The sequence below is a fragment of the Sandarakinorhabdus sp. genome (assembly GCF_032115815.1).
Classification (GTDB): Bacteria; Pseudomonadota; Alphaproteobacteria; order Sphingomonadales; family Sphingomonadaceae; genus Sandarakinorhabdus.
Genome location: NZ_JAUMBI010000047.1, coordinates 23,232 through 34,772, shown reverse-complemented (window position 1 = coordinate 34,772; position 11,541 = coordinate 23,232). Strand labels below are relative to the sequence as shown.

Annotated in this window: 11 protein-coding genes; 4 read left to right on the top strand and 7 right to left on the bottom strand. The window is 66.9% G+C overall.

Translation table 11 applies throughout. The features are described 5' to 3' along the window. Positions 1-78: 78 nt before the first annotated feature. Positions 79-2,700, bottom strand: coding sequence for a helicase-related protein (locus RT662_RS02595; protein ID WP_313668914.1), 2,622 nt, complete (start codon positions 2,698-2,700; stop codon positions 79-81). 423 nt (positions 2,701-3,123) lie between these two features. On the opposite strand from RT662_RS02595, the gene RT662_RS02590 reads away from it, so the two are divergent. From RT662_RS02590 to RT662_RS02580, 3 genes are read left to right on the top strand one after another with little or no spacing between them, the layout of a single operon-like run. Continuing rightward, positions 3,124-4,587, top strand: coding sequence for a peptidoglycan DD-metalloendopeptidase family protein (locus tag RT662_RS02590; protein ID WP_313668913.1), 1,464 nt, complete (start codon positions 3,124-3,126; stop codon positions 4,585-4,587). A gap of 36 nt (positions 4,588-4,623) precedes the next feature. Then, a complete protein-coding gene (locus tag RT662_RS02585) occupies positions 4,624-5,295 on the top strand; it encodes a methyltransferase domain-containing protein (RefSeq protein ID WP_313668911.1) in 672 nt (223 codons plus the stop codon). 53 nt (positions 5,296-5,348) lie between these two features. Next, on the top strand, positions 5,349-5,777 hold the full coding sequence (locus RT662_RS02580) for a DUF3429 domain-containing protein (protein ID WP_313668909.1): 429 nt from the start codon (positions 5,349-5,351) through the stop codon (positions 5,775-5,777). Here RT662_RS02580 and RT662_RS02575 read toward each other — a convergent pair. Then, positions 5,748-6,377, bottom strand: a complete 630-nt coding sequence (locus tag RT662_RS02575) for a TetR/AcrR family transcriptional regulator (RefSeq protein WP_313668908.1) — start codon at positions 6,375-6,377, stop codon at positions 5,748-5,750. The genes RT662_RS02580 and RT662_RS02575 overlap by 30 nt on opposite strands. 75 nt (positions 6,378-6,452) lie before the next feature. On the opposite strand from RT662_RS02575, the gene RT662_RS02570 reads away from it, so the two are divergent. Next, positions 6,453-7,073: a glutathione S-transferase N-terminal domain-containing protein gene (locus tag RT662_RS02570; RefSeq protein ID WP_313668907.1), complete on the top strand. Its 621-nt coding sequence runs from the start codon at positions 6,453-6,455 to the stop codon at positions 7,071-7,073. On the opposite strand, the gene RT662_RS02565 is transcribed toward RT662_RS02570, so the two are convergent. Genes RT662_RS02565 through RT662_RS02545 form a run of 5 tightly spaced genes read right to left on the bottom strand, consistent with a single transcriptional unit; the run spans position 7,070 to position 11,497 of the window. Continuing rightward, a complete protein-coding gene (locus tag RT662_RS02565) occupies positions 7,070-7,945 on the bottom strand; it encodes a class I SAM-dependent methyltransferase (protein ID WP_313668905.1) in 876 nt (291 codons plus the stop codon). The two genes, RT662_RS02570 and RT662_RS02565, sit on opposite strands and share 4 nt — an antisense overlap. Further along, positions 7,942-9,174, bottom strand: coding sequence for a pitrilysin family protein (locus RT662_RS02560; RefSeq protein WP_313668903.1), 1,233 nt, complete (start codon positions 9,172-9,174; stop codon positions 7,942-7,944). The genes RT662_RS02565 and RT662_RS02560 overlap by 4 nt, the downstream gene beginning before the upstream one ends. Further along, positions 9,171-10,562, bottom strand: a complete 1,392-nt coding sequence (thrC, locus tag RT662_RS02555) for a threonine synthase (RefSeq protein WP_313668901.1) — start codon at positions 10,560-10,562, stop codon at positions 9,171-9,173. Before thrC ends, RT662_RS02560 begins: the two co-directional genes overlap by 4 nt. Positions 10,563-10,574: 12 nt before the next feature. Further along, complete coding sequence (locus RT662_RS02550) at positions 10,575-11,213, bottom strand: SURF1 family protein (protein ID WP_313668900.1); 639 nt, start codon at positions 11,211-11,213, stop codon at positions 10,575-10,577. Further along, the gene (locus RT662_RS02545; RefSeq protein WP_313668899.1) at positions 11,210-11,497 is read right to left on the bottom strand and encodes a DUF983 domain-containing protein; all 288 of its coding nucleotides are present in this window, start codon (positions 11,495-11,497) and stop codon (positions 11,210-11,212) included. The genes RT662_RS02550 and RT662_RS02545 overlap by 4 nt, the downstream gene beginning before the upstream one ends. Positions 11,498-11,541 lie beyond the last annotated feature (44 nt).

Genomic DNA, 11,541 nt, shown 5'->3' with positions numbered 1-11,541 from the left:
AGCGTGGGATCGGGATGGCGCCAGGCGCGCAAACCAGAGGAACTTGTCCAGCCTCAACCCTGCTCCGTAGACCAAATGCTACCTCCCCATCATCCCGGCCAGGATTGCAAAAGGCGATGCTTCATTCCCCCTGACCACGGGAATGGCATCGGTGGCATGTGCCGAACCAGAAGCGGCGGGCCGGCGCTGGTTCGGCCGCGACGGACCGGCCCAGGCGAAATGCGGCGTGCCGTCCACCAGGCGCGGACGATAGCCGAGCGCCCGCAGCAGCCGGGCCAGGCCATCCTGCGACAAGCCCAGGCTGGCCGCCCAGTTGGGATCGGGCGTGAACGGTGCGCGGCCATCGCGACGCTCGTGAATGAAGCGCGACAGGCGATCCACCATGTCGATCCGCACGGCGATGGCATCCTTGCCGGAACCCAGCCGCCAAAAGCCGGCAACCAGCAACACGTCGGCGGGCGCCGCCACCGCCGCGCCCGACTGCGAGACGCGGCCCGGTGCCGGCAGTGGCGGCAGGCTCGCCAGTTCACTGGCCACCGCCCACAGCGCCAGGCGCCAGCGCGTCGGTTCGGGGCGCAGCAACGCTGGCACGAACAGATGCAGCGGCCCCAGCCGCACCCCGCACCGGCCAAGTGCCTGACGATCGGCGCGGGTGACGCCCACCAATTGTTCGGCAACGGCATCGCGGGCCAGCATGCCCAGGCCTTCCACCAGCTGAACGACAAGGCCGCGCGCCGGGGCCGACACCTCACCGCGCAGCGCCGCCACGCGGGCCAGGGGAGCGGCCACGCTGGCGATGGCCCCGGCCACAAATTGCTCCAGCCGTTCCTGCACACGGCGACGATCATCCGGACTTAGCGCCGCCACGGCACGATCAAGCTCTACCCTGGGCGTCAGTGCGTCGCGGCCTTTCCGCAGCACCGCCACCCGCGCGCCCTGCCACAACAGGCGGGGCGGCAGACTGCCATCGAAATCCAGCGTGAATTCATTATCTGCCGCGGCGGCCAGCCGCTTGGCGCGGGCGCCCAGTTCGCGGGACAAGTGGCGCTCGGCCGCCGCCAGCAGCAGCCGCTGCTCGCCGGCCCGGGCCGCCGCATCGGCGGTGAAGCGGAAACCATCGAGGCGGCCGATCACTTCGCCATCCACAGCGACCCCGCCATCGGCCTCGATCAGCACATGCGCCGATACCCCGCGCGCCTTCAGATCCTTCAGCAGCACAGCTGTGCGGCGATCGACGAAGCGCTGGGTCAGCGCGCCGTGCAGTGCGTCGGACAGACGATCTTCGAGGGCACGGGTGCGTTCGGCCCAGTGCGCGGGATTGTCGAGCCAGTCGGGCCGGTGTGCGATATAGGTCCAGGTGCGCGCCGCCGCGATGCGATCGGCAATCGCCTCCACATCACCCGTCATCCGATCGAGATGGGCGATTTCCGCGGCGATCCAGGCATCGGGCAGATGGCCGCGGGCTTCGGTGAGATGCCGGAACACCCGACCCACCAGCCGCGTGTGCGCCTCCACCCCGGTCTTGCGGTAATCGGGCAGGCTGCACGCCTGCCACAGCCGGAACAGGCCGCGTTCGCCCAGCAGCCTGTTGCTGGCACGCTCCATCACCCACGGCTCGCCGGCCAAGCGCTTCAGGACGCCCAAATCGATGGCATCATCTGACCGCACCAGCTCGGGGCGCGGCGTGCGGGCGTCCATAGTCGCCACCAGCTTGGGCAGGCTGGTAAAATCGAGATCGGTATTGCGCCAGACAAGGTGTGTCAGCGGCTCGAAGCGGTGTTCCTCCAGCCCTTCGATTTCCTCGGGCGTGAAGCTGCAATTGGCCTCGCTGCCCAATTGCACGGTGCCAAACGTGCCATCGCGCTGGTGGCGACCGGCGCGGCCGGCGATCTGCGCCATTTCCGAAAGCGTGAGCCGGCGCTGGCGCTTGCCGTCGAACTTGCCCAAGGCGGCGAAGGCAACATGGGAGATATCCATGTTGAGTCCCATGCCGATGGCATCGGTGGCGACGAGATAATCAACCTCTCCGGACTGGTACATCGCCACCTGCGCGTTGCGGGTGCGCGGGGACAAGGAACCCATCACCACGGCGGCCCCGCCCTTCTGCCGGCGCAGCATTTCGGCGATGGCATAGACTTCGGCAGCCGTGAACGCGACAATGGCCGTGCGGCGCGGCAGGCGGGACAGCTTCTTCGGCCCGGCATAGGCCAGGGTGGAAAAGCGCGGCCGGGTGATGATTTCGGCTTCCGGGATCAGCCTGCGGATCAACGGCCGCAGCGTTTCCGAACCCAGGATCATGGTCTCGGCATACCCACGCGCCCGCAGCAGGCGATCGGTGAACACGTGCCCACGCTCGGGATCGGCGCCCATCTGGCCTTCGTCGATCGCCATGAAGGCGACTTCCCGATCCAGCGGCATCGATTCGACCGTGCACAGGAACCAGCGCGCGCCCGGCGGCACAATTTTTTCCTCACCGGTGATCAGCGCAACAGAAGCGGCGCCTTTGGCCGCCACCACCTTTTCATAAACCTCGCGGGCCAGCAGCCGCAGCGGAAATCCGATCATGCCGCTGGTGTGGCCGCACAGGCGTTCGACCGCGAGGTGCGTCTTGCCAGTGTTGGTGGGGCCCAGCACGGCCGTGATCCGGCTGTTGCCATTGCTGGCGGCTGAGGCGCCAGAAAAGGTGAGGGGCCTGTTCACCCGCTGAACGTGGAACGGCGAGGGCGCAGCGACAAGAGCCTGTGGCAATCGGACCCTGGGCGCGGCGGGCCCACCCTTTGCCGGTGACGCTGCGGCCACCCCATCATGTACAGCCTGCGCGGTTGTGCATGGCCGAATCGTGACATGCCTGAATCCGCGGCGCAAGTGACCGTATAATGACGGCGGCTCGTCCCGTTGACTTGTCCCCAGATTGTTGCGCGATTGACACGGCGACTCGGGAGAGGCAAATCAATCACCGACTCGCCAGAAACCAATTTGTCTGGCAAGTACCGATAGTTAACCGTTTGTAAAGACGGATTGGCCGTCGGCATTGGGGGATCGGGCTTGTATCAACCGGGATTTCAGCCGGCAGCCGGGGGCAGCATCGCGCTGCCGGGCGCGCTGTCTGCGCCCAAATCTGCGATGGGTGCGCAGCTGCTTCGCGCCGGCCGGGCGCTGGCCCGCGCCACAGATGCCGAGCGCCTGCGCCTTGCCGATGATTGGCAGCGCCTGCGCCGCGCCGCCGCACAGGGCGACATCGATCTGGACCTTGGTTCCGCCATCGGCAGCCGCCGCTGGTGGATGAAGCTGGCGGCCTGCACGGCGCTGGTCGGCGGCGCCATGCTGGCGGGCAGCATCGTACCCCCCATCTACGAAGCTGTCCCTGCCCCGCTAACGCCCGCCCAACGCGACGAGGCGCGGGCCTACAGAATCGCGCCGCTGGTGCTTGGCGGCGTTTCGGGTGTCAGCCCGCGTGTTGATCCGCGCCAACTGCGCCCGCTGGCCGAAGCGCCCGAGCGGCCGCGCGTTGAACGCAGTGTCACCATCGGCCGGCGTGGGTTGGCGGGTGCGCTGCGAAATGCCGGCGTTGGCGCAACCGAGGTGGCCGAAGTGACCCGCCTGCTGGACGGTCTGAACCCCGGCGGCAGCGCCCGGGCCGAACTGGTGCTGGGCCGGCGCGAAACCAAATCGGTGCCGCGCCCGCTGGAAAGCCTGGCCCTGCGGGCCGCGTTCGACCTCAGGGTGGAAATCAGCCGCAGCGACAGCGGCCTCACCCTCAAGCGCATTCCCATCAGGGTTGATTCCACCCCGCTGCGCGTGAGTGCACCCGTGACCGGCAGTCTCAACCGCGCGCTGCGCAGTGCCGGCATTCCCGCCGGGCAGGCCGCCGAGTTCATCAAGCAGATGCGCCACGTCGTCGATTTCCAGCGTGGTCTCGGCAAGGCGGACCGGTTCGACATCATCATCGAACAGGACCGCGCCGAAACCGGCGAGATCCGCCACGGCAAATTGCTGTTTGGCGCGCTCGCCCGCAAGGGCCGCGATCCGGTGGAAATCGGCCTGTGGAAGGGCGAATATTATCAGGCCAGCGGCGAAGGCGTGAAGAAGGGGCTGATGAAGACGCCCGTTGATGGCGCCCGCATGACGAGCAGCTTTGGCATGCGCCTGCACCCGGTGCTGGGCTTTTCCCGGATGCACAAGGGCGTCGATTTCAACGCCGGCCACGGCCAGACGATCATGGCGGCCGGCGGCGGCACGGTCAGCTTTGCTGGCTGGCATGGCGGCCACGGCAAGTATGTGATGATCCGCCACAACAAGGATCTGGCCACCGCTTATGCCCACATGAGCCGGATCGACGTGAAGCCGGGCCAGCGCATCGGCCAGGGCCAGCGCATCGGCGCCGTTGGTTCCACCGGGCTTTCGACCGGCCCGCACCTGCATTACGAAGTGTGGCTGCGCGGCAAGGCGGTGAACCCGGTGAGCCTGCGTTTCATTGGCGGTGCCGAACTGGGTGGCCGCGACCTCAATGACTTCCAGCGCCAGATGAACCGCTGGCGCGCGCTGGACAGCACCGGTGCTGCACCGAAGGCCGTCACCGCCGACTGACATTTTTTGGCCATGCTGGCCTGCCAAGGGTGCAATGTGAGCCCCGTCACCCGCATCTGCGCCCTTATCGCCGTGCTGCCGCTTCTGTCAGCCGCCGGCCCCTTGCCGCGCCCGCAGCGACCCGTGGCCAAGGTTGTATCTTCAGCCTGGGGTGAGGAAGCTGCGCGCGACAAGGCGGGGGAAGCCGGCGACGTGATCCGCATCGCCAGCATAAGGCCCGGCATGGCGGTGGCCGATATCGGCACTGGCGGCGGCTATTATGTGATGCGCGTGGCACCAGTGGTGGGGCCGCAGGGCCGGATCTTTGCCCAGGATCTGTCGCCGGGCGTGCTCGAACGGGTGCGCCAGCGCACCCGCGCCGCCAACTTCACCAATGTGCGCTTCGTGCAAGGCAGCCAGGCCAATGCCCGCCTGCCCGCCGCCAGTGTGGATGTGGCGCTGATGATCCACATGTATCACGAGATCGAGCAGCCCTATCTGCTGCTCGATCGCCTGCGCCGCAGCCTGAAACCGGGCGGCCGAATCGTGGTCGTCGATCTCGACCGCCCGTCCGAAGAGCATGGCATGCCAAAGGCACTGCTCGCCTGCGAGGTGAAGGCGGTGGGCTATGAACTGATCAGCATGACCGACATAAAGCAGGGTTATGTCGCAATGTTTCGTCCCGGCGTGCGGCCGCGCCCCGAAACTGTGAAGGCCTGCCGCGGCTGAGGGGGCGACATGCCGCATTTGCGGCCAGCGTGAGGCATGAGAGGCACGCGCGCATGTCGAAAACCCCGCCGATCGTGTTGTTCTATGGCCTTGCCGGGTTGATCCCGTTCCTGGCGCCACCGCTGGCCACGCTGGCCTTTCCCGATTTCCGCTGGCAGTTCACCGAGGCGCTGCTGTGGTGGGCGGCCATCATCCTCTCCTTCCTGGGCGGGGCGCGCTGGGGGGCGGCGGTGCAAAATGCGCAGCCAGCCCCCGGCCTGATCGGCCTGGCCATGCTGCCCAGCATCATCGGCTGGCTTGTGCTGCTCGCCCCGCCCAAATATCGCATCGCGCAGCTGCTGACGCTGGCCGCCGCGCTTTTGGTGCATTTCCTCTGGGATTGGACGTCGCGCAGCCTGCCCGGCTGGTATGGCCGGCTGCGGCTGATGCTCACCACGGGCGCGGTCGCCGCCTTAAGCTGGCAGGCCGCCCTTCAGGGTTGAGGCGATGCCGGCGCGCGCCAGCGCCAGCAGACGATCCCGCGGCGCCCCGCTCCGCACCCGCAGCGCAATGCTGTGCAGCAGGCTGGCGAGCAATTGGCCACCGATCGTGCAATCAAAACCGGCAGGCAGTTCTCCTGCTGCCGCTGCGGCCTGCAACCGCCCGGCAAAGGCATTCTCGGTGAGGACGATCATCGCGGCCAGCGCCTCTTGCCAGCGCGGGTCGTTGCCGGCTTCGGCCGGCAAGGTGGTGATGGCAAAGCAGCCGCGTGGATCGGCAGCGCCGGCACCATAGACATCGAGCGCTTCGGCAAAGGCGGCTTCCAGCGCGGCGGCAAGTGGCCCGGGCGTGGCCAGCGCCGCCGTCAGGCGTTCCCCGGCCAGTTCCCGATAGGCGGTCAGCGCGGTACCGAACATGCCGGCCTTGTCGCCAAAGGCGGCATAGAGGCTGGGCCGGTTCATCGCCGTGGCGGTGGCCAGATCATCGAGCGCAGTTGCCGACAGGCCGTGCTGCCAGAAGCGCGCGGTTATCGCCTGCACGGCAGCCGCCCGGTCATAAGCGGGCGGCCGACCGCGGCGGCGCTTTTCTGTACTGTTCTGCATGAAATACCTTGACCGCCCTATTATTATGCGGAACGTTACAGAAATAAACTGTTGCCGCCAAGGGGAGATTCGCCGATGCCCACGCTCTATTTCAGCCCGCTCGCCTGCTCGCTGGCCAGCCGCATCGCCCTGTATGAAGCCGGCATCCAGGCCAACTTTGTGGCCGTCACGCTTTCTACAAAGCGCACCCAGCACGATGATGATTATCGCGCCATCAATCCCAAGGGCCAGGTTCCGGCGCTGCTGCTCGATGATGGCATTCTGCTCACCGAAGGCGCCGCCGTGCTGCAGCATATCGCCGACATGGCGCCAGCCAGCCGGCTTGCCCCGCCGGAAGGCACGCTGGAACGACGGCGGCTGCAGGGCTGGCTCAACCTGGTCGGGGCGGAAATCCACTCGGCCGGTTTCGTCGCCTTCATGCACCCGACGAGCAATGACGGCGCCAAGGCCTTCGCTCGGCTGCGGATCGAAGCCAAGTTCGATCAATTGCAGACGCATCTGGATGGCCGCGACTGGTTGATGGACGATTTCAGTGTCGCCGATGCCTATCTGGTCACGGCGCTGGGCTGGTGCGAGTTCTGCGGGATCGACCTCAATCGCTGGCCGGCGCTGGCGGCGTTTCGCGAACGAGCCCGGACACGGCCGGCGGTGGCGCGGGCGCTGAGTGAGGAGCTGGCACTGCGGGCTGCGGCCTAAGCGCTCCAGCGCGCGAAGATGGCGGTGGGCAGCAGCAAACCCCGTGTTTCTTCGCGGATCGCCATGTCGCCCACGTCGATGTGGCCGCCGCGCGGGCCCAGTGCCTGCTCCACAAGCGGATGCAGGGCAAGTGCGGACATGCGGATGGCATAGACGGTGAGCACGAAGAAGCGCGCGTCATCCGCCAGCAATTGCCGAGCGAGATCGACCAGTTCGGGCAGATCGCGTTCCAGCTGCCAAACCTCGCCATCGGGGCCGCGGCCATATTTGGGCGGATCGAAGATCAGGCCGTGATATTTTGCCCCGCGTCGAACCTCGCGGCGCAGGAATTTCAGCGCATCATCGATGATCCAGCGTACCGGGGCATCGGCCAAGCCCGACAGCGCGGCATTCTCGCGAGCGGCCGCCACACTCTTCTTGCTGGCATCAACGTGGGTCACCTGCGCACCGGCGCGGGCCGCAATCAGGCTGCCGACACCGGTATAGCCGAACATGTTCATCACCCGGTCGCCCGGCTTGATGCGGCTGGCCAGCCAATCGAACTGGCCGCCCATGTCGGGGAAGAAACCGAGGTGACGGAACGGCGTGTTGTTGGCCCAGAAACTCACCTCTCCACCCGGCGATGGCCGCTTCATGGCCCAGCGTTCGGGCACATTGGACGAAAGCTGCCAGCGACCGCCACCGTCTTCATCGCTGCCACCGATGAATTCGCCATCAGCCTTCCAGTCGGCACTGGCCGGCGTCCACATCGCCTGCGGTTCCGGGCGGATGAAGCGAAAGCGGCCATAACGTTCAAGCTTGCGGCCGTGACCCGAATCCACCAGCCCGAAATCGGCCCAGGGTTCGGTCACGAGGGTGGCAAGCGCGGTCATGCAGCCGCCTTGTGCCGCCCGATCTCGGCGCGGGCCGGAGCATAGGACAGCATGGCAACACCGGCGGCGCGGGCGGCATCAACAGTCACCGCTTCGATCCGGGCCACCAATTCGGCGGGCGGTAGGAAGCGGCCGTGGACGATCAGGCTGCGGCCCAGATAATCGGACGCGCCTTGCGGACCTTCCAGCGCCATCAACAGGCCGGCCACCGCTTGCGCGCGGGCGCGGTTGAGTTCGGCCTGCTCCAGCCCGGCGGCGGTTTCATGCAGCACGGTCATGATCAGATCACGCGCGGCGGCGGCCTGCTTGGGATCGGTGGCGGCGTGGACGCTCATCAGGCCGGCATCGACATAGGGCTGCAACGAGGCCGAAACAGTGTAGGCCAGCCCGCGTTCTTCGCGCACTTGCTGAAAAAGGCGCGACGACATCCCACCACCGGCCGCCAGCGTGAACAGCAGCGCGGCATCCTGCGCCGGATCATGATGGCCGGGGGCGGCCCAGCCTGCCGTCAGCTGCGCTTGCTCGATGCGGCGGGCATCGTGGCGGCGACCGGGATGGAAGCGCACGTCGTCGCCAGCCGGTGACGGATTGCGGCCGGCCGCTGCCGGGAAGGCGGCTTCGGCGAGCCGGCACAGTTCGGCGTGATCAACCTTGCCGGCGGCCACCAGCGTGAGCCGCTGCGACGCATAATGATCGGCCTGCCAGCCGAGCAGATCATCGCGGGTGATTCGCGCGAGACTGGCTTCATCCCCCAGGATGGACCGGCCCAGTGCCTGGTCGGGAAAGGCGGCCTCCTGCAGATGATCGAACACGATGTCGTCTGGCGTGTCCCGGGCTTCGCCCAGTTCCTGCAGCACCACCTCCTTCTCGCGCACGATATCGTCTGCATCAAAGCGCGCGCCGGAAACGAGATCGGCGATCAGGTCCACACCCAGCGGCAGATCACGCGCCAGCAGGCGGGCGTGGAACATGGTGGTGTCGCGGCTGGTCCAGGCGTTGAGCTGGCCGCCCACATCCTCCATCTCCTCGGCGATGGCGCGGGCGGAGCGGCGCCTTGTGCCCTTGAACACCATGTGCTCGAACAGATGGGCAAGGCCGTTCAACTCGGGCCGTTCGAAACGCGAACCGGTTTCGGCGGTCAGCGCGACGGCAGCGGTTTCAAGGCCGGGCAGCGCCCAGCTGGCAACGCGCAGGCCGCTATCGAGGATGGTGATCTGCGGTTCGGTCATTTGGCGCGCGCACGTTCCGCAACATAGGCCTCGATCGCTTGCAGGTTGGCCGGGGCGATATCGCAGCGCTCGGTGCGGGTCATCAGATCAGCCAGACGGGCCGGCAGATCGGGGTGAACACCGGTCGCGGCCTGCACAGCCGCCGGGAACTTGGCCGGATGGGCGGTGGCCAGCGTCACCATCGGGGCACTGCCCGTATCGCGACGGGCGGCGGCAAGGCCGATGGCGGTATGCGGATCGAGCAACTCGCCGGTGTTTGCCAGCGCCCAGCGCATGGTGTCGCCCATCTCATCGGCCTCAACGCGGGCGGAGGTGAACAGCCCGGCGGCCTTGGCGCGCCAGCTTTCCGGCAAGGCGAGTTTCTTCGTCGCTTCGAATTCGGCCATGGCGGCGGCCAGCGCAGCGCCATCGCGGCCCGACAGATCGAACAGCAGCCGCTCGAAATTGGAGGAGACCTGGATGTCCATCGATGGCGCGTCGGTGGGGGCCACGGTACCTGCGCTGTAATCGCCGCTGGTCAGCGCGCGGTGCAGGATATCGTTCCGGTTGGTGGCGACCACGAGGCGTTCGATGGGCAGGCCCATTTGCGCAGCCACATAGCCGGCAAACACGTCGCCGAAATTGCCGGTGGGCACCGCATAAGAAACCGCCCGGTGCGGCGCGCCCAACGACAGTGCGGACGTGAAATAATAGACGACCTGGAACAGCAGGCGCGCCCAATTGATGCTGTTCACGGCAGCGAGCGGGAAACGGGCCGCAAACGCCGCATCGTTGAACATTGCCTTCACGATGGCCTGCGCATCGTCGAAATTGCCGACGATGGCGATATTGTGGATGTTGGCATCCAGCACCGTCGTCATCTGCCGGCGCTGCACCTCGCTCACCCGGCCGTGCGGGTGGAGCATGTAGACCTCCACGCCCGACCGGCCGGCCAGTGCGTCGATGGCGGCCGAACCGGTATCGCCGGAGGTCGCACCGATCACCGTGATGTGCTGGCCGGATTGGGCCAGGAAGCGTTCGAACACCAGGCCGAGCGCCTGCAGGGCGACATCCTTGAAGGCCAAAGTTGGCCCGTGGAAAAGTTCAAGCAGGAAATGGCGATGATCGAGCTGCTTCAGCGGCACCACGGCAGCGTGGGCGAAGCGGCCATAGGCGGCGGTGAAGATCGTGCGCAGCGCCGCCTCATCCAGCGAACCGGTCGTGAAGCGCTGGCAGACGCGCACCGCGACTTCAACATAGGGCAGGCCGGCCATGGCCTCGATCTCGGCTTCGCTGAAGCGCGGCCAGGATTCGGGCACGTACAGCCCTCCGTCGCTGGCCAGGCCGGCGAGCGTCGCGGATTCGAAATCGAGGATCGGGGCGGCACCCCGTGTGGAAACATAGCGCATGACGGGTTCCCGTTATTCGGGCTTGGCCGCGGGCGCAACAGCGCGCCGCCGCAGATAAAGGCCGTAAATGGCGGCCAGCGCGATGGCGAGGCCGAACCATTGCCCGGCATAGGCGAGGTGATTGTCGGGCAGATCGGCGGCGCGCGGCTGCAGCGGCCGGCCGAGCGGCGGGATCGCCTCATCCGGAATCAGCATGAAACGCGGGCGATCCGGGGCATTTCCATAGGGCCGCTCGATCACCGTGCCGGTCAGTTGGTGATCGAGGCTGATCACGATGTCTTTCGCGTCCACGCGCTTCGTCCAGCCCGCCACCGCTACGATATCGGGCGGGCGGCTGTTGGGCCGGCAGGAGACCACGACATAGAAGCCAGATGTGCCGCCGGCGGAGCTGCCGGGGCGAAGATCATAGGGCTTCTTATCGCCGGCGCGGCAATCGATGCTGGCGCGGCGATACTGGATGGACACATCGCCCATCATCGCGGCGCGGAATTCTTCCGGCGAAACGGGCGGCAGGTTCGGCGCGGCCGCCAGCCGTTCGATCAGATCATGCTTCCACGCCCGCCGATCCAGCTGCCATTTGCCCAACGCACACAGGATCAGGATGCCAACGGCGGTGATAATGGTGGGGATGATCGGGATTCGGCGGCTCACGCCTGTCCTTCGCCGGCATCATTGCGAAACTCAAGTGCGACGAAGAGGCCTTTGGCCAATCGCATCAGCCCCAGCGACAGGCCGAGCGTGATTGGCCCCCACAACAACACATGCACCCACCACGGCGGGGCAAGCTTGGCCTCGGTCACCTGGCTGGCGATGATGACGATGGTGGCGACGATGAAGATCAGAAACGGCGCGGCGCCATCACCCACGTTGAAGCGACCATAATCCAGCCCGCAGGCGGAACAGCGCGGCGCCATCTTGAGCAGGCCAACAAACAAGGGGCCGCTGCCACAGCGTGGACAGCAGCCCCTCAGTGCAACTT

What these genes read in the sequence shown, in the direction of transcription:
- RT662_RS02590 (WP_313668913.1), top strand. Translation starts at nt 3,124, where the DNA reads ATGGGTGCGCAGCTGCTTCGCGCCGGCCGGGCGCTGGCCCGCGCCACA.
- RT662_RS02580 (WP_313668909.1), top strand. Translation starts at nt 5,349, where the DNA reads ATGTCGAAAACCCCGCCGATCGTGTTGTTCTATGGCCTTGCCGGGTTG.
- RT662_RS02575 (WP_313668908.1), bottom strand. Translation starts at nt 6,377, where the DNA reads ATGCAGAACAGTACAGAAAAGCGCCGCCGCGGTCGGCCGCCCGCTTAT.
- RT662_RS02570 (WP_313668907.1), top strand. Translation starts at nt 6,453, where the DNA reads ATGCCCACGCTCTATTTCAGCCCGCTCGCCTGCTCGCTGGCCAGCCGC.
- RT662_RS02565 (WP_313668905.1), bottom strand. Translation starts at nt 7,945, where the DNA reads ATGACCGCGCTTGCCACCCTCGTGACCGAACCCTGGGCCGATTTCGGG.
- RT662_RS02560 (WP_313668903.1), bottom strand. Translation starts at nt 9,174, where the DNA reads ATGACCGAACCGCAGATCACCATCCTCGATAGCGGCCTGCGCGTTGCC.
- thrC (WP_313668901.1), bottom strand. Translation starts at nt 10,562, where the DNA reads ATGCGCTATGTTTCCACACGGGGTGCCGCCCCGATCCTCGATTTCGAA.